Genomic DNA, 22,807 nt, shown 5'->3' with positions numbered 1-22,807 from the left:
CATGCCGACGCGAAGCGGACAAACAGCCTTCCTATCGTCATGGCCATCCGATGCATGAGAGAAAGGAACACCGTCATGCGAAGCAGACTTTTTGCGCTCGGCCTGTTTTCCGTCGCCGCTATCCACCCCGCTCTGGCCGCGCAGCCAGATCCCGACGGCGCCCCCGGTGGGCCGCCAGCCATGGCTATGCAGGATGGGCCTGACCATGGGCCGATGGCCTTATGCGGCCAGCCGGGTCCGCAGGGTTTTGGCCCGCATGGGCCGATGCGGCACGGCGCAGGGGCCTGGGGCCCGCAGGGTTGGGGCGGGCAGGGCTTTGGCCCGGAAGGTTTCGGCCCCCGCCGCATGGGATTGCCGCCGGATTTCATGCTGGCGGCAAGGCTGGCGGTGCTGGAGACGCGCCTCGGCATCCGTAGCGAACAGCTCGACGCGTGGCGCGACTATACCAGCGCGCTGCAGGCGGTGCTTGCACGTCGCGATCATGGTCGTGGCGGCTCCGAGGCCAAGGGCCCCGACGCAGGCCTGGGCGGCAAGGCCGATCCCTTCGCCTTCCAGGAGAGGCTGGCCGACGACGTCACGGCGCGCGCGGCCTCGGCCGCCAAGCTGAAGGATGCGATCGCCGTGCTGCGCGCCAAGCTTACGCCCGAACAGCTCGAAATCCTCGCTTCGGCGGAACGCCCGCACGGACCACCCCCCGGTCCCCTCGGCGGCCCGCCGGATGACGCAGCCGGCCAAGGCGGCCTGCCCAATGATGGCCCGCCGCCGCCCCAGCCCGGGAACGGCGGATAATCCTGACCGGCCGCGCCGGCCGGCCCGGTGCCCAACCCGTTCTCGGGCCGGCCGGGCTTGTGGGAAGGCGGTCCTGTACCGCCATCCCACCCTTCGATACCCCAATGGAAGCACGGTGATGTGGGAAGCCCTGATGATGCTGCGGCTGATCGCTTCGGTCAGCCCGAAATTGTCGCTCGGCCGTCCCGGCCGCCGGACGGCGCTGCCCGGGAGCGGCCTGCCGCTGGCCCTGCCGGCCGACACGCTGAAGGGCGCGATCCGCCTGGACTTCGCCGCCTGGCGCCTGTCGCTGCCAGTCTCGCGGCCGCACGGCCACGGACATTATCGCCGCAAGATCGCGTAGGGCGCCCGGCAAGGTGCTTGGCATGTCGTCGATGATCGGCATAATGACATGGATGGGCATCGCGGCCACCACTCGAAATTTATCGGGTGTTCTCTGGCCGAGGAGAAGGAGCGCAGCATGAGCCGCTTCGAAGTCGTGTTCGACGCCGTACCGGCGTGGCCTTTGCCATGACATCGGGCGCCACGACATCGGGCGCCGTGACACCGATCGTCACCACATCGCTCGCCATCACCGGCACTCTCGTCGATCCTTTCAACCCCACCTTCGCGGACAGCCAGACGGCGACCGAAACTCCAGGGAAAGATACAGGCCATGCCGATCCAGTCTAATCATCCGCGCCGCTTCGCCCCCTGGACGGCGGCGCTCACCGGCGCCCTTCTGCTGGCGGCGTGTTCGCAGGAGCAGGGCAAGACACCGGCCGGCATGGGCGGTGTCGGTAAGCCGGAGGTCGGCGTCGTCACGCTGCATCCGCAGTCGGTCGCGATCACCGCCGAATTGCCGGGACGCACGGCGGCTTCGCTGATCGCCGAGGTGCGGCCGCAAGTGGACGGCATCATCCAGCAGCGCCTGTTCAAGGAAGGCGCCGAGGTGGTGGTGGGACAGCCGCTCTATCTCATCGACCCGGCCAGTTACCAGGCCGCCTATGACAGCGCCGTCGCGGCCCAGCAGAAGGCGGAAGCGGCGGTGCCGACCGCGCAGGCCAAGTTCGACCGCTACGCAGGGCTCTTGAAGCAGAACGTTGTTTCCAAACAGGATTATGACGATGCCGCCGCCACGCTGGCGCAGGCCCAGGCGGATGTGGCTTCGGCCAAAGCCAGCGTGGAGACCGCGCGCATCAGCCTCGATCGCACCTCGATCACCGCGCCGATCGCCGGCCGCATCGACAAGTCCACGCTGACGCCGGGCGCGCTGGTCACCACCAACCAGGCAACCGTGCTGACCACCATCCGTTCGCTCGACCCGATCAATGTCGACGTTACGCAGTCGAGCACCAATCTGCTCAATCTGCGCCAGGCGATCACGGAAGGGCGGCTTAAATTCAGCGGTCCCAATGTCAGCGTCAAGCTGAAGCTCGAGAACGGCACCATCTATGCGCAGACCGGCAAGATGGAATTCGCCGGCGCCAATGTCGACCAGACGACCGGCACCTTCGCGCTCAGGGCCGAGTTCCCCAATCCCGATCGCCTGCTTCTGCCGGGCATGTATGTGCGGGCACTGGTCGAGGAGGGCGTCGCCCAGAACAGCTTCCTGGTGCCGCAGCGCGCCGTCACCCGCAACACCAAGGGCGAGGCGACCGCCATGGTCATCAACGCGCAGGGCAAGGTCGAGACGCGCGTGCTCGCGGTGCGCAACAGCGTCGGCAACACCTGGCTGGTGGATTCGGGCGTCGGCGACAACGATCGTGTCATTGTCGAGGGCCTGCAACTGGTGCGGCCCGGCGGCGATGCGACCGGTGTCGAAGTGACAATCGACGAGGCGACCGGCGAGATCAAGGAGCGCGGGCAGACATCGGCCGCATCCGCCCCATCCAAGATGGCCAGCGCCGGCCAGCAACCGGCGCCCGCCGCCTCGACCGGAAACTGAGCCGATGTCCACATTCTTCATCAACCGGCCGATCTTCGCCTGGGTGATCGCCATCGTGATCATGCTGGGCGGACTGCTCGCGCTCACCACGCTGCCGATCTCGCAATATCCGCAGATCGCGCCGACCACGGTCAACATCAGCGCCACCTATCCGGGCGCGGACGCCCAGACGGTGGAAAATTCGGTGACCAAGGTCATCGAGCAAGGCATGACCGGCATCGACAATCTCGATTACATGACGGCCACATCGACCTCGACCGGTTCGGCCTCGATCACGCTGACCTTCACCAGCGCCGCCAATCCCGACACCGCCCAGGTGCAGACGCAGAACAAGCTGCAACTCGTCCAGTCGCAGCTGCCGCAAGTGGTGCAGAGCAACGGCATCACCGTCTCCAAATCCTCGACCGGCTTCCTGATGGTCATCGGTTTCGTCTCCAGCGACGGCAAGATGAACTCGACCGATCTGGCCGATTATATAGACGCCACCATCAATGACACGCTGAAGCGCGTCGAAGGCGTCGGCTCGACGCAGCTTTTCGGCTCGGGCTATGCCATGCGCATCTGGCTCGATCCCGACAAGCTCGCCAAATATGCCTTGATGCCGAGTGACGTGGCGGCCGCGATCCAGGCGCAGAACACGCAGGTCTCGGCCGGCCAGCTCGGCGGTCTGCCGGCGCGCAAGGGCCAGGAACTCAACGCCACGGTGACCGCCAAGAGCCGGTTGCAGACCGCGGAACAGTTCCGCAACATCATCCTGAAGAGCCAGACGGACGGTTCGCTGGTCCGCCTCAACGATGTCGCCACGGTCGAGCTCGGCGCCAAAAGCTACACGACGCAAGCCCACTACAACGGCAAGCCGGCGGCCGGTGTCGCCATCAACCTGGCGACCGGCGCCAATGCCATCAACACCGCGGAGGCGGTGCGCTCGACGATCAATCGCCTGAGCTCGACCTTCCCGCAAGGGGTCGAGGTCGTCTATCCCTACGACACCTCGCCCTTCGTGCGGCTTTCGATCGAGGAGGTGGTCAAGACGCTGGCCGAGGCGATCGTGCTGGTGTTCCTGGTGATGTTCATCTTCCTGCAGAATTTGCGGGCGACCATCATCCCGACCATCGCCGTGCCGGTCGTGCTGCTCGGCACGTTCGGCGTGCTGTCGCTGTTCGGCTATTCCGTCAACACACTGACCATGTTCGCCATGGTGCTGGCCATCGGCCTGCTGGTCGACGACGCCATCGTGGTGGTCGAGAATGTCGAGCGCGTCATGCAAGAGGAAGATCTGTCGCCGAAAGAGGCGACGGAAAAATCGATGAACGAGATCACCGGCGCGCTGGTCGGCATCGCCACCGTGCTTTCGGCCGTGTTCGTGCCGATGGCGTTCTTCGGCGGTTCCACCGGCATCATCTACCGGCAGTTCTCGGTGACCATCGTCTCGGCCATGGTGCTGTCCGTTCTGGTGGCGCTGGTGCTGACACCGGCCCTTTGCGCCACGATCCTGCGGCGGCCGAAGAACCATGCGACGCAGACCGGTCCATTCGGCTGGTTCAATCGCATGTTCGACCGCGGCACGACAGCCTATCGCGATGGCTCGCATGGCATCATCAACCGGTCGGGACGCTTCCTCGCCGTGTTCCTGGCCATCGTCATCGGCGTCGGCTGGTTGTTTGCGCGGTTGCCGAGTTCGTTCCTGCCGGAAGAGGACCAGGGCATCCTGATCACCAGCGTGCAACTGCCGGTCGGCGCCACGCAGGACCGCACCGAGCGCGTGCTGGCGCAGGTGACCGACCACTATCTGAAGGACGAAAAGGACGTGGTCGACGGCGTCTTCACCGCCTCCGGCTTCGGTTTCGGCGGCGCCGGGCAGAATGTCGGCATCGGCTTCGTGCGGTTGAAGGATTTCGCCCAGCGCAAATCGCCGGCCGCGGCGGCTCAGGCGATCGCCGGTCGCGCGATGGGCGCGTTCAGGAAGATCAAGGACGCGCAGGTCTTCGCGCTTGCGCCTCCGGCCATCCAGGGCTTCGGCAACACCAACGGCTTCGACTTCTACCTGCAGGATGTCAACGGCGCCGGTCACGACGCACTGATCCAGACTCGCAACCAGCTTCTGGGCCTCGCCGCGCAGAGCAAGTTGCTTGCCAATACCAGGCCCAACGGCCAGGAGGACCAGCCGCAATTCTCGATCGACATCGACCAGGAAAAGGCAAGCGCGCTGGGCGTCAGCCTCGCCGACATCAACAACACGCTCTCGACCGCCTGGGGCAGCAACTACGTCAACGATTTCATCGATCGTGGACGGGTGAAGCCGGTCTATTTGCAGTCGGACGCCAACTTCCGCATGCAGCCGGAAGACCTGGACAAATGGCAGGTGCGCAATCCGAGCGGCGACATGGTGCCGTTCTCGGCCTTCGCCTCCAGCCACTGGACCTTCGGCTCGCCCCGGCTCGAACGCTACAATGGATCGGCCGCGGTCGAGATCCAGGGCGCCGCGGCGGGCGGCGTGAGTTCGGGCGCGGCGATGGACGAGATCGACAGGCTGGTCGCCCAACTGCCGCCCGGCTATTCGCATGAATGGACCGGGCTGTCGCATCAGGAACGGCTTTCGGGCAACCAGGCGACGTCGCTCTATGCGATTTCGGCGCTGGTTGTGTTCCTGTGCCTTGCGGCACTTTATGAAAGCTGGTCGATCCCGTTCGCGGTCATGCTGTCGGTGCCGATCGGCATCTTCGGCGCGCTGCTGGCGGCAAGCCTGTTCGGCCAGACCAACGACGTCTATTTCAAGGTCGGCCTGCTGACCACGATCGGCTTGGCTGCCAAGAACGCCATCCTGATCGTCGAATTCGCGATCGAGCGGCAAGCGGCGGGCATGGGGCTCGTCGAGGCGACGCTGGAGGCGGCGCGACAACGGTTGCGGCCGATCCTGATGACGTCGCTGGCCTTCATCCTCGGCGTCACACCGCTCGCGATCGCCAGCGGCGCCGGCTCCGGCGCGCAGAACTCGGTCGGCATCGGCGTCATGGGCGGCATGATCGCGGCGACCGTGATCGGCGTGTTCCTGGTGCCGCTGCTGTTCGTGACGGTGCGACGCATTTTCAAGGGCAGGGCGGCCAAACAAGATCCCGGGCAGGATACCGACGAAACGCCGGTGACGGCCACCCAGCAATAGGGAAACGTCCCATGACAGGTTGAAACGTGGCCCGGTGCCACGGGCACCTCATTTCGCCTGTGATATCGGAACGGCTTTGTCGACAGCAACAAGCCCGAAATCATCGACATCAAGACCGGGCCAAGGCTGGCCGGCCAACTCGTCACGCAGTGACTAAAATGTGTAAGCCGAAGCATCAGATGTTCGTTTATAGTATCGTCGAGGCCATGAAATGTCGCGCACCTACGATCTTGCATCCGATGTGATCCGGCGTGTCTACGAAAAACGGATAGACGCGCCGGCTATCCTTGATGTAGCCACCGAATTTCCGAACGCGGCGAAATTCACCAGTGCCTGGCGCGGCATCCGCGACGAAGCGCTTGCCGTGAGACTGAACAAAGTGCCGCGCTTCCACGACATCATGCCGGAGCAGGCCGAAATCTCGGCCAATGACGGTCTCGACTGGCGCATGTTCGTGCTCAAGGCCTATGACCTCGCGGTGCCGGAGAACCTCGCACGGATGCCGGTTCTTGCGCGGCTGCTGGCCGAATGCCCGGAAGTCAAATCGGCGGCGGTTTCGTTCCTGGCACCGCGCAAACACATCCCCAGCCATCGCGGGCCTTTTCGGGGCATCATGCGATTTCACCTTGGCCTGGCCATTCCGCGGCAGGCGGATGGCCGCCCGGCAACCGTCATGATGATCAATCATCAGGAGAGGCGGATCACCGACGGCGAGGGCATGCTGTGGGATGACACCTACCCGCACGAGGTGATGAACAACGCCGATGAGGCCCGGGTGGCGCTGCTGCTCGACGTCTGGCGCCCAAGCATGCCGCTGGACATGGAAATCCTGTCCCGGCTGATCCTGCTTGGCGTGCAGGCCGGGATGCGCCGCAGGGGCGTGTCATTTGCCGGCTGAGGCGGCGGCTGCAGGCTGTTCGCCTCGCGCACCGGTCCTGACCCCATCAAGCCGTTTCCGCTGCCTCACGACAGGCGGGCCGGTTCGGCCTATCCCCAGGCCGCCAGGGAGCTGACGCCCGCGGCATGGAGGATAGCATCAAGTGACATTGACCCCGGTTGCCCGTCGCGAAGCGGCGCCCTTGCCCGTCGCGGCGCTGATGGGCGCCATGGTGTCGATCCAGATCGGCGCCACCTTCGCCAAAACGCTGTTTCCGGTCATCGGCGCGCAGGGCACGACGACGCTCAGGCTGGTCATCGGCGCGCTGATGCTGATCGCGGTGCTGCGGCCGTGGCAGGTGCGGCCGTCGCGCGCCACCCTGCCGTGGCTCATCGCCTATGGCGTGACGCTTTGCGCGCTCAACCTGCTGTTCTATGCGGCACTCGCCAGGATTCCGCTCGGCGTCGCGGTGGCGCTGGAGTTTTCCGGGCCGCTTCTGGTGGCGACGCTGACCTCGCGGCGCGCCAGCGACTTCGCCTGGATCGCGCTGGCCGTGGCCGGCATCGTCCTGCTTTCGCCCTTTGTCCACTCGCTGCAGCCGCTTGATCCGACCGGGGTGATGCTGGCGCTGGCGGCCGGCGGCTTCTGGGCGCTCTACATCGTGCTCGCCCAGAAGGCGGGCGCGGAACTCGGCTCGCGCACCACGGCCTATGGCATGGCTATCGCCGCGGTGCTGGTGCTGCCTTTCGGCGTGGCTGAGGCCGGAACGGGGCTGCTCGCGCCGTCGATCCTGGTCAGCGCGCTGCTGGTCGGCCTGTTCTCCAGCGCGCTGCCGTTCTGGCTCGAGATGGTGGCGCTGACCCGGATGCCGGCCCGCATCTACGGCACGCTGACCTGCCTGGAGCCGGGACTGGGCGCACTCGCCGGCTTCCTGTTCCTGCACGAGAGCCTCACCGTGCCGCAACTCGCCGGCATCGCCGCCGTCATCGTCGCGGCCGCCGGCACCGCGCTGACATCGAAGCCGCCGGTGCCTTCGCCGGAGTAGGATCGACTGACGTGCCGGCTCAGGCTGCAAAAGCCGGCCCTAATCAAAGAGACATGATGTCACACTTTTCGGCATCATGCTCTGGGTCAGAACCGCAGGCCCAGATTGATCTTGGCGCCCTGGTCGACCGTGCCACCGCCGAATTGCCCGGTATAGGAGAGGCCGAGCGTGGCATTGGCCGACATGTCGAGGTCGAGACCGGCCTCGACTACCGCCGCGTCCCTGGCGACAGGCACGCCGGCGATGGTGAAGGCGTCTCCGCCCGCGAAGGCGAAGCTGGACGTCGGCGCGACATCGCCGAAGGCATGGCGCCAGCCGAGCATGCCGCGCGCGGTGGCGTCGACGCCGCCAAGCATGAAGCCCGTCGAGCCTCGCAGGCCCAGCGTGGTGAAGGTGGCGTTGGTGCTTGTGCCGGCGCTGGTCAAAGCCGATGCACCGTCCGTTTCGGTGAAGCCGTCGGTATGCAGACTGACATAGGCCAGATTGGCGAAGGGTTCGACCTTGAAGCGCCCGGCATCGGCCTTGTAGGCGAATTCGCCGAACGCTTGCGCCGTGCCGGCATCGTAATCGGCCGAGAGCTGATCGGCAAAACCGTCGAAGGCGACGGAGCGCCTTGTCGAGAGGCTGCTCCAGCTGTAGGCCGCGCCGCTGCGGAAGGCGATGGCACCCCAATTGGTGCCGCCATAGAGGTCAAGATGATAGCTGTCGCTCTTGCCGGAGGCGTTGCGGGCGTCCGCATCGAAAGAGGAATGGCTGTAGCCGCCGATGAGGCCGACGCGCCAGCCGCCGACCAACGTGTCGGCGCCGGCCAGCAGGCCGCCGGTCGAGCGGTCGAAGGCGGCGGCGTTACCATCGCTGTCCTTGTTGCCCCACGAACCAAAGGCCTGGCCCCAGACGGCGAAGCGATCGGTGTCGGCGGCGACCATCTCCGGTCCACCCTCGCCATAGGCCATGACCGGCAGTGCCGCCGCACCACCATCGCCGAAAGCCGCGGCGATGCGATTGCTGGCGGCGTCGCGGACGAAACGGCTGTCTTCGAGCAGCATGCCCTTGGCCGAGGCATGGATATCACCCGAGAGCTGGTCGAAGGCTGCCTGGGCAGCGGTTTCGCTCGGCAGGCCCATTATGGCATCAAAGAGCGGATTGCCGCCGCCAAGGCTTTCGGCGCCGCCGGTGGCGATCTGGTTGGGCGTCAGGCCGACCGAGGCGAAAGACTTTGCCTGCACCACATCGAGATAGACATGCGTCGGGTCGTAATTGGCGACAAGTCCGATGAAGGGGCCGGCCCCGCTGAGCGTGTAGGTGCCGATGACGCCGGTATCGGCCTGCAGCACGGTGTAGTGTGTGCCCAGCACATAAGGCGCGGCATCCGTCTTGACCACGTCGAGGACCGCGCCGGCGGCGATGGTCGCCGTGCCCGTCGCCTGGACGAGGTCGGACTGGCCGGTCGATGTCAGTTCGACCTGGTAGGTCGAGCCCGCTGCCTGGTCGATGCCGCCCGCGACGTCGAGGGTGCCAATCGAATTGCCCGGTGCGATGATGCCGCCCGACTGTACGACGATGCCGCCAACCGTACCGTTGCCACCAAGTGTGCCACCCGCAACTGTTACCGCCGAATTGGCCAGCGAGCCGTTCACCGCCAGCCGGCCACCCGTGACGTAGGTCGCACCTGTGAAGGCGCTGGAATCGGCGGTCAGGCTCGTCGTGCCGGCGATCTGGTTGATCGTGCCCGCGCCGTTGATCGCCGACGCGAAAGTGTAGTTCGTGTCGGTATGATTGAAGTTGATTGCGCCAGCACCCGGTCCGAACTGGACACTTGCCGCATTGAGCGCGCCCGCGGCCGCCGCGGGCGATCCGCTCGCCGCGCCGATGTTCAACGTGCCGACAGAGCCCGCCATGACGGCGATGTTGACCACGCCGCCGGCCGACACCGTGCCGCCATTCGCGATCGTCAGCATGCCAGTGCCGCTGATGCCGACATTGAGATCTCCGCTATTGGCCCAGGTCGAGCCGGGGCCGTCGACGTCAGCGGTACCGGTGGACCCGGCATAAAAGCCCAGACAGCCATCGGTGTCGGCGACCTTGCCGCCATTCGAGACGATCAATAAGCTCGTGCCGCGCTGACCGACAATAAGGAGGCTGCTGCTGGTCCAGGTTGAGCCCGCGCCGCTGACCGTCGCCGAACCCGTCGACCCGACATCAAAGCCCAGATAGCCGGCATTGCTGGTGACTGTACCGCCGTTCGAGATCGCCAGCGTGCCGGTGCCGTAATCGCCGACAACCAGCAATCCGCCGTTGGCCCATGTCGAGCCCAACCCGTCGACGAATACCATGCCGGTCGAGCCTGCTTTCGCGCCAATGGTCCCCGCGTCATTGCTGACGGTGCCGCCATTCGAAATCGTTAACGTGCCCGTGCCGGCGTCCCCGACAAAGAGGCTCGACGCGATGCTCCAGATCGAACCTATGCCATCGACCGTCGCCGCGCCGGTCGAGCCCGCATTGGCACCGACAAAGCCGATGTTGCTGCTGACGAGGCCGCCGTTCTGGATGCTCAGTATGCCAGTGCCGTCATTTCCAACGTAGAGGCCGTCCGTGTCGCTCCAGGTCGATCCGCTTCCGGTGACCGTAAGGGTGCCGCTCGAACCGGGATTGACGCCGATGTAGCCCGACGCAGCGCTCACTGCGCCGCCGTTTTGGATCGTCAGCGCGCCGTCACCGCGATAGCCGATGGAGAGAAAGCCGGAATTGGTCCAGTGCGAGCCCGCGCCGTCCACCGTCGCGGCGGCAGCCGGGCTGAAATTGGCGCCGATATAGCCGTTGGTATTGCTCACCATGCCACCGCTCTGTACCGTCAGCGTGCCGGCGCCGTCCCAGCCGACATAGAGCTCGCCGGAATTGGTCCAGGACGAGCCGGCGCCGGCGACTGTCACAGCGCCGGTCGTGCCGGATTTGGCGCCGACGATGCCACTGTCGTTGCTTACCGCGCCGCCGTTCTGGATCGTCAGCGTGCCGGCGCCGCCCCAGCCGACAAGGAGATTGCCGGAATTGGTCCAGGACGAGCCGGGGCCGGTGACCGTCGCTGCGCCATTGGAACCGGCCTGCTCACCAATAGAGCCGAAGGAATTGCTGACAGCGCCGCCATTGGAGATCGTCAGCGTGCCGGTGCCGGCATCGCCGATGAAGAGCGCCCCGCTGTTGGTCCAGGTCGAGCCGGCTCCGTCGACCGTCACGGTGGCGGTGCCCAGACCGTAGCCGACATGACCCATGGTGTCGCTGACAGCGCCGCCGTTCGAGATCGTCAAGGTGCCGGTGCTGTTCGTACTCAAGGCAAGGAAAAGGTCGGAACTGTTGCTCCAGACCGAGCCTGCTCCAACGACGCTCACCGTGCCGCTCGCGTTCGAAACGTAGCCGAGATAACCGGCGGTGTCGGAGAGGGTGCCGCCGTTCGTAATCGTCAGCGAGCCAGTGTAACCGGCAATGGTGCCGACAAACACATAGTGCGCAGCTGCATTCGGCGCATTGACCACCGCCGGATGCGGGAACGTGGCATCGAGAGTAACGTCGTCGCTCGATGTCGGAACAGCGGCGGGGTTCCAGTTTCCGGGGGTAAACCAGTTCGTGGAGGCGGCGCCGGTCCAGCTATCGGCGGCCGATGCGGAGATCGACTGGCCAAGGCCGATCAGCGCCGTCGAAGCCAACGCCAGATATTTCAACGCCTTCATCTTGCGGCCTTCAAATCCATTCTGCGGCATTCAATCCCCTGACCTGGCAGTCGTTGCACCCTGAGGCTGACATGTCATCGGCGCCCGGCTGTTGTCTTGGGCAGGGCAGCACTGGAATTGGACTGGAGTGAAATGCCGTGCCTTTTCCGCGCACTGTGGCCGTTTGGTCCCATCGATCACCGCCGGCGCCATGGCTTTTCGGCCTTTCAAGGAGAGGGAATCAGACATGGCGCGCCGGTTTGCCGGTTGCCGGAGGGTGCCCAGGTCTATCTGGCCCCGGTCGGCGTGTGGCCGAAGCGGCGACGGAAGCAGCGGTTGAAATAGGACACATCGCTGAATCCGCTTATCATGGCGATGTCGCTGACCCGCATGTCGTCATTGTGTCTGTGCGAAAGCATCTTGTGGGCTCGCTGCAAGCGCAGTTCGAGAACGCGTTCGGTAAAGCTGGTGCCCGTCTCCTGAAGCAGATCGTGGATGTAGCGCGCCGACAGGCCGAGTTCTTGCGCGACACCTTGGGCGGAGATGCCGGGGTCGGCAAAATTGTCGGCGATCTTGGCCAGGATCGCCTGCAGCCTGGCGGCGCGCAAGCCGCGAAGGCCGGCCAGTTCGGCAGCCTGACCTTTCGCGCCGGTCACCAGGCCAATCAAATCGACGATCGTCTCCGTCGCGTGGGCTATGAGATCGGGTGAGCCGAGCGGGCGGCCGGTTTCAAGAAGCAGGCAATAGCGCTTGAGAAGATCGAGGGCTTCGTTGTCGGCGCCGATCTTCAACGCCAGCTTGTCGTCGATCTGCGGGAAGGCCTTGGAAAGGATGGCGCGCGGGACCACCACATTCGCCCACACATTCCTGTCCGCACCACCCATTTTCAGCGCTTCCGACGCGGTGACCAGGACGGCTTCTCCCTGACCGATGCCATATTCGCGGCCGACCTGAGCCCCGGCCAACACGGTGTCGGCCTTGTTGATCAGCAGCAGATAGCCGTCATTGTCGTCTTCGGCGATGTTGCTCGCCTTCCTCGTCGCATGCCTGATGGTTCCAGACATCTGGCCAAGAACGAGCGGCCCGACAGCCGTGGCTTCGATCGCGGCTTCGAAAGGCAGGTTTTGCGATATGCCGTACTCGACCGACCATATTTCCGCGACATGAATGTCTTGCCAGAGGGAAAATCGTTCGCGTTCGTCAAGATGTGATGGCAATTGAGCCGATGAAAACACCGTCTTTCGCGACAATGTAAGACCTCAACAGAGCACCCAGTTTCAAAAAATCGAACGCGATGCTTTCCATTGTGAGAATAACCGGCAAGAGTGGCCGCGTGGCGTTCAATTGATCGAATTGAACCTTTAATTGACAGCGACCGCGCCTGGCGTCATCCGAAAGTATGACGCCGCAAGATCCGCCAGCGGCGGGATCGGGGGCATGCTTGGAGGCGTGATGGAGAGACCAAGCAGCGAAGTCCTTTCTTCGATTATCGGCGATATCTATGATTGCGTTTTGAACCCCGACGGCTGGGCCGGGGTGATGACCCGGATCACAACGGCTGTCGACGCCGCCTATACCACCATCGCGCTTGCCAGCGCCGACGGCAATCATGGCCGCTTCGCGGCCCAATCGGCCTGGGATCCGGAGCAAATGCGCGTGCTCCAGGATGACTATGACTTCGACACGATTCCGGGGCTGAAGGCCGCGGTCGTCGGCGACGTCGACACCCCTGTCGCCACGCTGACGCGGATGAGCGAGGCCGAACTCCAGCAGACGCCGTTTTTTCAGAATTGGGCCAAACCGCAGGGGTTGCGTGAAGGCTGCATCACCAAATTCGTTCATACATCGGACCGGATCGGGCTCGTGGGCTGCACCACGCGGGCCACGAGGGCGGTCATCTCAGCCGAAGATCAGCGTTTCCTGGCATTGCTCTCGCCGCATCTGCGCCGTGCGTCGCTGATTGGAGACCTGCTCGATCAGACCCGCGTTACCGCCAATCTTTATCGCCAGGCGCTCGACCATTTGGCCGTGCCTGTTGTTCTGACCGGCGCCAATGGCGCGATCCTCCACGCGAACGGGGCCGCCGAACGGATGTTTTCGATGCAGGGCCCGATTCTTTCCAGGAAAGGCCTGCTCCAGGTGCAAAACCCGGCGGTGGCCCGTCCCCTTCTGGATGCGATCGCCAATGCCGCCAGCGCGGATGCCTCGCTTGGCGCCCGAGGCATAGGCCTGCCCATTTCGGCCGCGGGTCAGCCGCCCGCCGTCGCCTATGTATTGCCGTTGACCGAAGGAACCGCCCGCGCGGTTTTCCGGCCCGCATGCGCCGCCGTCTTCGTGTCGACCACGACGTCCGCTTCGCCACTGCCGGAAGCCGTTCTCACCACATTGTTCGAGCTTACGCCTGCGGAGGCGCGGGTGCTGCTGCGCATCGGCAGCGGATTGTCCGCCTCGAAGAGCGCATCGTCGCTCGGCATCGGCGAAACCACGCTGAAGACACACCTCAACCGCATCTTCGCCAAGACCGGCACGAGACGCCAGGCCGATCTCGTCAAACTCGTTTCGGACATCGGCACGCCGCTGGCAGCTGATTGGCGCTGAAGCCGCCGATCTGCTCCGCAGGGGAGACCGGCGGTTGCGCGCGTTCGCGGAACAAGCCTGCTGATTTGCGCTCACTCCTGAAGAGCGTCGCGTCGAACGGATTCACGCGGCGCGCCGAGGGCTGGGATTCTTCGCGCGTCTCCTCTGGCCTGCCCGCCATCTTGCCCTCCCGGCCGTCGCTTCGGCCGTCACGATCGCCGATGTCGCGTCCTCTATGGACTCGCCCAAATACAACCCCATATTGAATCCATGGAGCTTTGAGCGTGACCTTCGCGCGGGTGGCCCTTCTTGCCGCGGCCTTCGTCGTCGCGGCTGTTCTTTGTCCCTTCTCTTCGGCCGGGAGCGAGAGGGTCGCGTTGCGCATTGTCATTGACGGCGCCATCGGGCCGGCAAGCAGCAGGCAGCTTGAGGAGGCGCTTGATGCCGCGGCCAAACGGGACGCCACGGTCCTCATCCTGCAACTTGATACGCCGGGCGGGCTGGTTACCTCGATGCGCGAGATGATCGCCGATATACTGGCGTCGCCGCTGCCTGTCATCGGCTATGTCGCGCCGGCCGGCGGCCATGCGGCGAGCGCCGGCACCTACATCCTCTACGCCACCCATGTCGCTGTCATGGCGCCCGGCACCAATCTGGGTGCCGCGACGCCGGTGGAGATTGGCGGGCTGCCGTCGCTTCCGGGCGGCGAGAAGGGCGACCAGAAGGACGCCAGTGGACGGCCCACGGGCGACGCGATGATGGCCAAGGTGACCAACGATGCCGTCGCCCTGATCCGTTCGCTCGCTGAACTGCGCGGTCGCAATGGCGACTGGGGCGAGAAGGCCGTGCGCGAGGCGGCGAGCCTTTCGGCCAATGCGGCGCTGCAGGAACATGTGATCGACTTCGTCGCCCGCGACACCACCGAACTCCTGCAGATGGCCGATGGGCGCACGGTCGATGTGGCCGGCAGGAAAGTGGTGCTGGCGACGAAAGGGCTGCCGGTCGAGACGCTGGAGCCCGGCTGGTTCATCCGGCTGCTTTTCATAATCACCGATCCCAACACCGCCGTCATCCTGATGCTGGTCGGCGTCTATGGCATCGTCTTCGAGTTCACCAGCCCGGGTGCCGTGGCGCCCGGCGTCATCGGCACCATCTGCCTCGTGCTCGGCCTCTACGCGCTCGACCTCCTGCCGATCAACTATACCGGCCTTGCCCTGATGCTGCTCGGCGTCGTTTTCCTCATCATCGAGGCCTTCAACCCCACCGTCGTGCTTGGGCTCGGCGGCGTCGCCGCCTTTCTGTTCGGCGCAACCATGCTGCTCAGGGTCGAGGGGCCGGGCTTTGCCATGTCATGGGCGGTCATCGGTCCCGCCGCCGCGCTGACGCTTGGATTGGCGCTGCTGAGCGGCACCTATCTCTGGGCGGCGCGCAGGAACCCGCCGCGCGTCGGCGGCGAGGCCATGCGCGGCCAGCCGGCCGAGATCCTCGACTGGCAGGGCGGCGAGGGCCATGTGCTGGCCCTGGGCGAGCGCTGGCGGGCGAAGGCCGACGAACCGATCGCGGCCGGCGACAGCGTCGAGGTGACCGGCATCGTCGACCTCGTGCTGACCGTGCGGCGGCGCGACGCGGGAAGGAATGGAGCAAGACAATGATGATTGGTTACGTGGCCTATCTGATCGTTGCACTGGTCGTGATCATATTCCTGTCCGCGTCCATACGCATCCTCCGGGAATATCAGCGCGGCGTGGTCTTCACGCTCGGCCGCTTCACCGGGGTCAAGGGGCCGGGTCTCATCATCCTTGTCCCCTTCATCCAGCAGATGGTGAAGGTCGACCTGCGCGTGGTGGTGCGGGATGTGCCGCCGCAGGACGTGATTTCGCGCGACAATGTCTCGGTCAAGGTCAACGCGGTGCTCTATTTCCGCATCGTCGACGCCGAGCGGGCGGTCATCCAGGTCGAAGACTTCATGGCCGCCACCAACCAGCTGGCGCAGACCACGCTGCGCTCGGTGCTCGGCAAGCACGAACTCGACGAGATGCTGGCCGAGCGCGACAGGCTCAACAGCGACATCCAGGAAATCCTCGACCAGCGCACCGATGCGTGGGGCATCAAGGTGTCCAATGTCGAGATCAAGCATGTCGACCTCAACGAAAACATGATCCGCGCCATCGCCAAGCAGGCCGAGGCCGAACGGCTGCGGCGCGCCAAGGTGATCAATGCCGATGGCGAGCAGCAGGCGGCGGCGAAACTGGTCGAGGCGGGCCGCATGCTGGCGGCCGAGCCGCAGGCCATGCAACTGCGCTATTTCGAGGCCTTGCACGACATCGCCGGCGAGCGCTCGTCCACGGTGGTGTTCCCGCTGCCGGTGGATCTGCTCAGCCAGTTCCTGAAGGGGCAGGGGACGTGATGGAGTGGGTAATCTCCCCCCTCGAGGGGGGAGATGTCGCCAAAGGCGACAGAGGGGGTCGCCGCGCGTGGAGCGTCAACTCCCTTGCGGCGCATACAAGGCCGAGCCCGGTCGAACCGACCCCCTCTGGCCTGCCGGCCATCTCCCCCTCGAGGGGGAGATTACTCCGTCCTAAATCAGCTTCTCCAGCGTGATCGGCAAATCCCGCACCCTTTTTCCCGTGGCGTGGAACACCGCGTTGGCGATGGCCGGGGCGACGCCGACGATGGCGAGTTCGCCGACGCCCTTGCCACCGAGCACCGAGGAATGTAGGTCGGGGATGCCGACCGAGATCACCTCGATGTCGGGAATGTCGGCATTGGTCGGCACCAGATAATCGGCGAGGTTGTTGTTGACGATGCGGCCGTGGCGGCGATCCATGATGCCTTCCTCGAGCAGCGCTTGGCCGATACCCATGATGATGCCGCCCTTCCACTGGCTTTCGGCGAGTTTCGGGTTGTAGAGCCGGCCGGAATCCAGCGCCGACACCACGCGCGACACGCGCACCGTGCCGAAATCCTCGTCGACGCGCACCTCGACGAAATGCGCGCACCAGGAGTGGCGGGAATAGTCGCCCTCGGTATGCGGCAGCGCCATGGCGATGGTGGTGTAGTTCTTGTAGCGGTCCTCGGCGCTCGAATTGGCCGGCATGGTGTCGCCTGTCGCCTCGATGCGGTCGCGGCCGACGCTTTTGAGCAGTTCGGCGATCGAGACTTCGGGGCCGTCGCCGCGCGGCGCGGTGATACGGCCGTTGGCGACGACCAGCGTGTTGGCCTGCAGGGCGTGGAAGGGCGAGCGCGGATCGCTGATCGCCAGGCCGATCAACTGGTCGAGCGCCGCGGTCGCGGCCTTGTAGACGGCGCCGGTCATGACGCCGGCCAGCCGTGAGCCGCCGGTGACGCCAGCACGGGGAAAGCGGGAATCGCCGAGCCTCACCACCACGTCGTCGGCTGACACGCCGACCGTTTCGGCAGCGGTCTGCGCCAGGATGGTGTAGGTGCCCTGGCCCATGTCGATCGAGGAGCTTTCGACCTCGACCGAGCCGTTGGCCAGGATGCGCACGATCGCCTCGCCATAGGCGCGCCGCACCGGATAGGTGCCGGCGGCGACGCCCCAGCCGATCAACTGGTTGCCGTCGCGCATCGAGCGCGGCTCCGGCGTGCGCCTGGCCCAGCCGAAGCGCTCGGCGCCCACGGCAAAAGCCTCGCGCAACTGCCTGGTCGACCAGGTTTTTTTCGCTTCCGGATCCTGTTCGGCGTAGTTGCGCAGCCGGATCTCCAGCGGATCAATGCCGACCTCGTAGGCGAGTTCGTCGATGGCGCTTTCGATGCCGAAGGCGCTGGGGTTTTCGCCCGGCGCGCGCATGGCGCCCGGCACCACCGAATTCACCCGCACGACATTCTGCCTGGAGGAAAAATTCGGCGTCGCATACATGATCGAGGTGACCGATCCGAGCGGCTCGACCCACATGCCGTCGATTGATGTTTCGTTGACGCCGCGATGCACGATCGACTGGATCAGGCCGTCATGGTTCGCGCCGATCGTCACCGTCTGGCGCGTCGCGGCGCGGCCGCCGTAACCGGTGAAGGTCTGCGGGCGCGTCATCACCAGCCGCACCGGCCTGCCGAGCATCTTGGCGGCACATGCCGCTACCGCGCCATGGCTGAGCGCCAGCGCCTTGGAGCCGAAGCCGCCGCCGATATAGGGCGAGACCAGCCGCACATTCTCGAACGGCACGCCGAACCATTCGGCATAGGTGCGGGCCATGCCGTCCAGCCACTGGCTCGGCTCCCACACGGTCAGCCTGTCGCCCTCCCAGCGCGCGATCAGGCCATGCGGCTCCATCGGCGCTTGGTATTCGCGCGGGGTGTTGTAGGCGGCGCAGATCCGCACCGGGGCCGAGGCGAAGGCGGCCTGCGCATCGCCCCATTCCTTGGTCATGGCGTCGATGGGGATGCCGTCGCCGGCCTTGCCGTCGCTGAGGTCGACGATGGCCGGCGTCTCGTCATAGCTGACCTTGACCAGCGCCGCCGCGGCGACCGCCTGCTCGAAGGTCTCGGCGATGATCGCGGCGACATGCTGGCCCGAGAAGGTGATGTCGCGCGCCAGCGGGCAGTAGGGCTTGTCCGGCGGCGGGGTGCCGAACCAGTCCGAGGCGGTTTTCAGGCTGATGATCGTATCGGGCGTCAGCACTTGCAGCACGCCCGGTGCTGCCTCGGCTTGCAAGGTGTCGATCGCGCGAACCTTGCCCGACGCAATCGTGCTTTCGACCAGCAAGCCATAGGCGAGGCCTTCGAGCTGCTGCTCGACGGCGTATTTCGCCGCGCCGGTGATCTTGGCCGGGCCGTCGACGCGCGATAGCCGGCCGCCGACGGCTTCCGCCAGCGCGCCGTCGGACGCATCGCCATGTCTTGTGTGAACGGTCATGCCGCTTCTCCCAATTTGAGGATGGCGCGCGCGACGACGCGCGGCGCGAGCTCGATCTTGTAATGGTTGGCGCCATGGTCGACGGCGCCTTCGACGGCGAGCAGGCTGGCGGCCCGCACGGCGTCCGGCTCCAGCACCTTGCCTTTCAGTGCGTCTTCCACCGCCCGCGCGCGCCAGGGTTTGCTGGCGACGCCACCGAGCGCCACGCGCAGGTCGCGGATGGTGCGGCCATCGGCTTCCAGTTCGAGCCCGACCGCGGCACTGGCCGCGGCGAATTCATAGGACTGCCGGTCGCGGATCTTCAGATAGGTCGAGCGGCGGGCCGCGGCGGAAGCGGGGATTTCGACGGCGGTGATCATCTCGCCAGGCTCGATCGCATGCTCCCTGTCCGGCGTGGCGCCGGGCAGCAGGAAGAAGTCGTCGACTAAAAGCTGACGCTCGCCGAGACGGACGGTCGCGTCGAAGGCGACCAGCGCGGTGGCGAGGTCACCGGGGTACATGGCGATGCAGGCCTCGCTGGTGCCGAGCACCGCGTGCCCCCTGGTGACGCCGCCGATCGCCGAACAACCGCTGCCGGGCTGCCGCTTGTTGCAGGCCGGAAAGTTCGCGGGATCGCGGAAATAGGGGCAGCGTGTGCGCTGCATCATATTGCCGCCGATGGTCGCCATGTTGCGGATCTGCGCCGACGCCGCTTGCCACAGCGCCTCCGACACGGCGGGGAAGCGGCTCTTGATGTCGGCGTGGTCGGCGACATGGCCCATGCGGGCGAGCGCGCCGATGGTGGCGCCGCGCTCGTCGACCGAGATCCGGTCGAGCCCCTTGAGATGGGTGATGTCGACCAGTGTATCGGGTTCGGCGACGCCGCATTTGGCGAGGTCGATCAGCGTGGTGCCGCCAGCAAGCAGCATGGCGCCGGGCAGGGCGGCCGCCTGGCGCGCGGCGTCCGTCGAGGTGGCGCGAAGATAGGAAAAATCCTTCATGACGCGACCTCCAGGGCTGCTTGGCGCACGGCGGCGACGATGTGCGGATAGGCGCCGCAGCGACAGAGATTGCCGGCCATGTATTCGCGGATCTCATCATCCGAGCCGGCATGGCCCTCGCGGATGCAGGCCACCGCCGACATGATTTGCCCGGGGGTGCAATAGCCGCACTGGAAGGCGTCCTGCTCGAGGAAGGCAGCCTGCACGGGATGCAGTTCGCCCTCCCGTGCAAGCCCCTCTATGGTGGTGATGGCGCGGCCCTCGGCCTGGGCTGCCAGCGTCAGGCAGGCCAGCACGCGCTCGCCGTCGACATGCACGGTGCAGGCACCGCACTGGCCGTGGTCGCAGCCCTTCTTGGTGCCAGTCAGGCCGAGGCGGTCTCGCAAGGCGTCGAGCAGCGTGACACGCGGCTCGAGTTGCAATTCGTGGTGCTGGCCGTTGATGTCGAGATGTACGGGGATTTTGTTCGTCATGGGCGCCTGGCTCCAGTTGCTTGATGCGGGGCGGATAGGGTGAAGACGGCGGAACTGCTGGTCTCCCTCCTTGAGGGGGAGATGCCCGGCAGGGCATAGGGGGTCGGTTCGACCGGATGCAACCTCCTGCGGCGGATGGGGGTTGGCGCTTCATGCGGGGCGACCCCCTCTGTCGCCTTCGGCGACATCTCCCCCCTCGAGGGGGAGATTACACGCTCGGCAGTTTGCGGACGTGACATACCGGTTCCCCTGATTATATGATAAAGGCACTCCACTAAAACGGAGGCGCCTCCGTTTATTACGTGGGGGCTGGCCCGGCCGGGTTCAAGCCCCATATTTCGACAGTGGAGAAAAAATTGGCCGTTGAGCCGTCGATCATTGCTGAACAGACAGCCACGGCGGGCAAGCCGTTGCGCGCGGATGCCCGGCGCAATCGCGACCGGCTGGTCGAGGTGGCGGCGGAGCTGTTTGCCGAGCGCGGTATCGATGCCTCGCTGGAGGAGATCGCACGGCGCGCCGGCGTCGGCATCGGCACGCTCTACCGGCATTTCCCGACGCGCGAGCATCTGGTCGAGGTCGTCTATAGGCGCGAGGCGGAGGGGCTGTGCGCGGCCGCCGGCGAGCTTGCCCAAAAACATTCGTCAGATGTCGCGCTGGAAGAGTGGATGCGGCGTTTTGTCGACTATATCGCCACCAAACGCGGCCTGGCGACCAGCCTGCGCATCCTGCTCACCACCAATTCGACGCTGTTTTCCGACACGTCGGGCCGGGTCTCACAGGCGCTGCGGCAATTGGTCGAGGCGGCGGTGGCCGACGGCACCATCCGCGGCGACGTCGACGCCTCGGACGTTCTGCACGCGCTCGGCGGCATCTACTCCGCGCCGGACACGCCGGAGTGGCGCGACCGCTCGCGCCGGCTGGTCAAGCTGTTGATGGACGGCTTGCGGTTCGGGGCGGGGACGTCGACGAAGGCCGATCGCTGACCGAGGCCAGCAGCGGCCAACGCTGCGATCCGCTCGCCGGGCCACAAGGCTCGCACAAGCGCCGGAGCCCAAAGTGCCACCTGCACATCGTGCAGGCGGCGTGGAGGCTGAACCGGCCGTAACCACCGCGTGGCAGAAGGCTTGATCGCTTTGAAAAGCGCGGCAGTTCAAATCGAGACATTCGACGATCAGAATCTCATCATGGGCAAGGCGCCCATCGTGCGGGCCGTCTTCGAGGGGCGGGATATCTCGCCATTGTGGAACGGGCTGTTCGGGCGCATTTCCGCCGATGTCACCGATGCCGCGGCATTCCTGGACGTGTCCATCCTGCTTCATGCGATCGGCGAGGAAGACAGGGCGGCGCTCAGCCAGAAGGCGGCGCTCGAGATCAGCCGCCAATACCGGGTCCGCAACGGACGCGGCACGGGCCTGAACGTCCTTGTCTTCATGACGGCCGGCGACTTCATGGCCAACACGCCGATCGAATTCCTGCTCGAGGATTCCGACACGAACCTGCTGCTCTATTATGTCGATGCCGACACGGCCGATCTGAAGGACGTGCCCGAGCATGATGTCGCGTTCGTGGCTGTCGGCGAGTCGGCGGCGAACCTGGCCGTGCTGGTGAACCTCGACCGGCTGCTGCGCCATTGGGCCGGACCGATAGTCAACAACGCACCGCGCCGCATCAAGGCGCTGTCCAGGGACGGCGTCGCCGAGGCGCTGAAGGACGAGCCTTCGATCCTTGCTCCGCCCGCCGCGCGCCTTGACCGTGCCGTTATCGAGAGGCTGGCTTGCGGGGAAATCGAGGTCGGGGCAATCCTCGCGGCGAAGGCGTTTCCGGTGATCGTGCGCCCGGCCGGCACGCATGCCGGCAAGGGCATGGAGAAGATCTCCACGCGATCGGAGCTTTCGGCCTATTTGAGTTCGCACGCCGAGGCCGAATTCTATGTCACGCCATTCATCGACTACAGCGGGACGGACCGCAAATTCCGCAAGCAGCGCGTCGCGTTCATCGACGGGCGCCCCTACGCCAGCCATCTCGCGGTTTCCGAACATTGGATGGTCCACTATCTGAACGCCGGCATGACCCAGCACGAAGACAGGCGTGCCGAGGAAGCGGCGTGGATGGCCAGCTTCGACAACGACTTCGCGGTGCGCCACGCACACGCCTTCGAAGCCCTTCACCGGCGCCTCGGGCTGGACTATTTCGCCATCGATTGCGCTGAACTCGCCAATGGCCGGCTGCTGGTGTTCGAGGCGGATGTGGCGATGATCGTCCATTCGATGGATTGGGAGAGTGTCTTTCCCTACAAGAAGAGCGCCATGCGCAAGCTCTTCGCGGCATTCGAAAACGCGCTGGCACGGCGCGCGGCGCGCGTGAACTCGACGCCGCTTTGATCGCAACCAACTCACCACCGCCCT

General features: G+C 65.6%; 17 protein-coding genes. 12 read left to right on the top strand and 5 right to left on the bottom strand.

Features of this window, described 5'->3' with window-relative positions; all coding sequences use genetic code 11:
- Positions 1 to 75 precede the first annotated feature (75 nt).
- From FJ934_RS21145 to FJ934_RS21120, 7 genes are all read left to right on the top strand, one after another.
- Complete coding sequence (locus FJ934_RS21145) at positions 76 to 789, top strand: hypothetical protein (RefSeq protein ID WP_140612052.1); 714 nt, start codon at positions 76 to 78, stop codon at positions 787 to 789.
- A 118-nt stretch (positions 790 to 907) separates the two neighbouring features.
- Positions 908 to 1,132 carry a hypothetical protein gene (locus FJ934_RS21140; protein ID WP_140612050.1) on the top strand — a complete coding sequence of 75 codons (225 nt, stop codon included), beginning with the start codon at positions 908 to 910 and terminating at the stop codon, positions 1,130 to 1,132.
- Positions 1,133 to 1,299: 167 nt separating this feature from the next.
- Positions 1,300 to 1,461: a hypothetical protein gene (locus tag FJ934_RS28095; RefSeq protein WP_181165706.1), complete on the top strand. Its 162-nt coding sequence runs from the start codon at positions 1,300 to 1,302 to the stop codon at positions 1,459 to 1,461.
- A complete protein-coding gene (locus tag FJ934_RS21135) occupies positions 1,445 to 2,716 on the top strand; it encodes an efflux RND transporter periplasmic adaptor subunit (protein ID WP_140612048.1) in 1,272 nt (423 codons plus the stop codon). The genes FJ934_RS28095 and FJ934_RS21135 overlap by 17 nt, the downstream gene beginning before the upstream one ends.
- Positions 2,717 to 2,720: 4 nt before the next feature.
- A complete protein-coding gene (locus FJ934_RS21130; protein WP_140612046.1) occupies positions 2,721 to 5,876 on the top strand; it encodes an efflux RND transporter permease subunit in 3,156 nt (1,051 codons plus the stop codon).
- Positions 5,877 to 6,087: 211 nt separating this feature from the next.
- Positions 6,088 to 6,774: an aspartyl/asparaginyl beta-hydroxylase domain-containing protein gene (locus FJ934_RS21125; protein WP_140612044.1), complete on the top strand. Its 687-nt coding sequence runs from the start codon at positions 6,088 to 6,090 to the stop codon at positions 6,772 to 6,774.
- A gap of 142 nt (positions 6,775 to 6,916) precedes the next feature.
- Positions 6,917 to 7,798, top strand: a complete 882-nt coding sequence (locus FJ934_RS21120; protein ID WP_140612042.1) for a DMT family transporter — start codon at positions 6,917 to 6,919, stop codon at positions 7,796 to 7,798.
- Between the two features lie 86 nt (positions 7,799 to 7,884).
- On the opposite strand, the gene FJ934_RS21115 is transcribed toward FJ934_RS21120, so the two are convergent.
- Both FJ934_RS21115 and FJ934_RS21110 read right to left on the bottom strand, forming a co-directional pair.
- Positions 7,885 to 11,550 (bottom strand): autotransporter domain-containing protein, encoded by a 3,666-nt coding sequence (locus FJ934_RS21115; protein WP_140612040.1) that lies wholly within the window; start codon positions 11,548 to 11,550, stop codon positions 7,885 to 7,887.
- A 236-nt stretch (positions 11,551 to 11,786) separates the two neighbouring features.
- Complete coding sequence (locus FJ934_RS21110) at positions 11,787 to 12,749, bottom strand: AraC family transcriptional regulator (protein WP_140612038.1); 963 nt, start codon at positions 12,747 to 12,749, stop codon at positions 11,787 to 11,789.
- Positions 12,750 to 13,038: 289 nt separating this feature from the next.
- Here FJ934_RS21110 and FJ934_RS21105 point away from each other — a divergent pair, with 289 nt between their 5' ends.
- The 3 genes from FJ934_RS21105 to FJ934_RS21095 all read left to right on the top strand — a co-directional run bounded on the left by FJ934_RS21105 (position 13,039) and on the right by FJ934_RS21095 (position 16,483).
- Positions 13,039 to 14,097: a helix-turn-helix transcriptional regulator gene (locus FJ934_RS21105; RefSeq protein WP_246671582.1), complete on the top strand. Its 1,059-nt coding sequence runs from the start codon at positions 13,039 to 13,041 to the stop codon at positions 14,095 to 14,097.
- A 263-nt stretch (positions 14,098 to 14,360) separates the two neighbouring features.
- Positions 14,361 to 15,728 (top strand): nodulation protein NfeD, encoded by a 1,368-nt coding sequence (locus tag FJ934_RS21100; RefSeq protein ID WP_140612034.1) that lies wholly within the window; start codon positions 14,361 to 14,363, stop codon positions 15,726 to 15,728.
- Complete coding sequence (locus FJ934_RS21095) at positions 15,725 to 16,483, top strand: slipin family protein (protein ID WP_140612031.1); 759 nt, start codon at positions 15,725 to 15,727, stop codon at positions 16,481 to 16,483. The genes FJ934_RS21100 and FJ934_RS21095 overlap by 4 nt, the downstream gene beginning before the upstream one ends.
- A 171-nt stretch (positions 16,484 to 16,654) precedes the next feature.
- Here FJ934_RS21095 and FJ934_RS21090 read toward each other — a convergent pair whose 3' ends face one another.
- Genes FJ934_RS21090 through FJ934_RS21080 form a run of 3 tightly spaced genes read right to left on the bottom strand, consistent with a single transcriptional unit; the run spans position 16,655 to position 20,402 of the window.
- Positions 16,655 to 18,949 carry a xanthine dehydrogenase family protein molybdopterin-binding subunit gene (locus tag FJ934_RS21090; RefSeq protein ID WP_140612029.1) on the bottom strand — a complete coding sequence of 765 codons (2,295 nt, stop codon included), beginning with the start codon at positions 18,947 to 18,949 and terminating at the stop codon, positions 16,655 to 16,657.
- Positions 18,946 to 19,929 carry a xanthine dehydrogenase family protein subunit M gene (locus FJ934_RS21085; RefSeq protein WP_140612027.1) on the bottom strand — a complete coding sequence of 328 codons (984 nt, stop codon included), beginning with the start codon at positions 19,927 to 19,929 and terminating at the stop codon, positions 18,946 to 18,948. The genes FJ934_RS21090 and FJ934_RS21085 overlap by 4 nt, the downstream gene beginning before the upstream one ends.
- Complete coding sequence (locus FJ934_RS21080; RefSeq protein ID WP_140612025.1) at positions 19,926 to 20,402, bottom strand: (2Fe-2S)-binding protein; 477 nt, start codon at positions 20,400 to 20,402, stop codon at positions 19,926 to 19,928. Before FJ934_RS21080 ends, FJ934_RS21085 begins: the two co-directional genes overlap by 4 nt.
- A 356-nt stretch (positions 20,403 to 20,758) precedes the next feature.
- Between FJ934_RS21080 and FJ934_RS21075 the strand changes: the two genes are divergently transcribed.
- Positions 20,759 to 21,385, top strand: a complete 627-nt coding sequence (locus FJ934_RS21075) for a TetR/AcrR family transcriptional regulator (protein WP_140612023.1) — start codon at positions 20,759 to 20,761, stop codon at positions 21,383 to 21,385.
- A gap of 141 nt (positions 21,386 to 21,526) precedes the next feature.
- The gene (locus FJ934_RS21070; protein ID WP_140612021.1) at positions 21,527 to 22,783 is read left to right on the top strand and encodes a tetratricopeptide repeat-containing protein; all 1,257 of its coding nucleotides are present in this window, start codon (positions 21,527 to 21,529) and stop codon (positions 22,781 to 22,783) included.
- Positions 22,784 to 22,807 lie beyond the last annotated feature (24 nt).

Source organism: Mesorhizobium sp. B2-4-12 (assembly GCF_006441575.1).
Lineage (GTDB): Bacteria > Pseudomonadota > Alphaproteobacteria > Rhizobiales > Rhizobiaceae > Mesorhizobium.
This window is presented reverse-complemented; position numbering and strand designations above follow the sequence as displayed.

Bases quoted from the DNA above. Each gene is read 5' to 3' on its own strand.
- FJ934_RS21145 (WP_140612052.1), top strand. From the start codon at position 76: ATGCGAAGCAGACTTTTTGCGCTCGGCCTGTTTTCCGTCGCCGCTATC.
- FJ934_RS21140 (WP_140612050.1), top strand. From the start codon at position 908: ATGTGGGAAGCCCTGATGATGCTGCGGCTGATCGCTTCGGTCAGCCCG.
- FJ934_RS28095 (WP_181165706.1), top strand. From the start codon at position 1,300: ATGACATCGGGCGCCACGACATCGGGCGCCGTGACACCGATCGTCACC.
- FJ934_RS21135 (WP_140612048.1), top strand. From the start codon at position 1,445: ATGCCGATCCAGTCTAATCATCCGCGCCGCTTCGCCCCCTGGACGGCG.
- FJ934_RS21130 (WP_140612046.1), top strand. From the start codon at position 2,721: ATGTCCACATTCTTCATCAACCGGCCGATCTTCGCCTGGGTGATCGCC.
- FJ934_RS21125 (WP_140612044.1), top strand. From the start codon at position 6,088: ATGTCGCGCACCTACGATCTTGCATCCGATGTGATCCGGCGTGTCTAC.
- FJ934_RS21115 (WP_140612040.1), bottom strand. From the start codon at position 11,550: ATGCCGCAGAATGGATTTGAAGGCCGCAAGATGAAGGCGTTGAAATAT.
- FJ934_RS21105 (WP_246671582.1), top strand. From the start codon at position 13,039: ATGACCCGGATCACAACGGCTGTCGACGCCGCCTATACCACCATCGCG.
- FJ934_RS21095 (WP_140612031.1), top strand. From the start codon at position 15,725: ATGATGATTGGTTACGTGGCCTATCTGATCGTTGCACTGGTCGTGATC.
- FJ934_RS21090 (WP_140612029.1), bottom strand. From the start codon at position 18,949: ATGACCGTTCACACAAGACATGGCGATGCGTCCGACGGCGCGCTGGCG.
- FJ934_RS21085 (WP_140612027.1), bottom strand. From the start codon at position 19,929: ATGAAGGATTTTTCCTATCTTCGCGCCACCTCGACGGACGCCGCGCGC.
- FJ934_RS21080 (WP_140612025.1), bottom strand. From the start codon at position 20,402: ATGACGAACAAAATCCCCGTACATCTCGACATCAACGGCCAGCACCAC.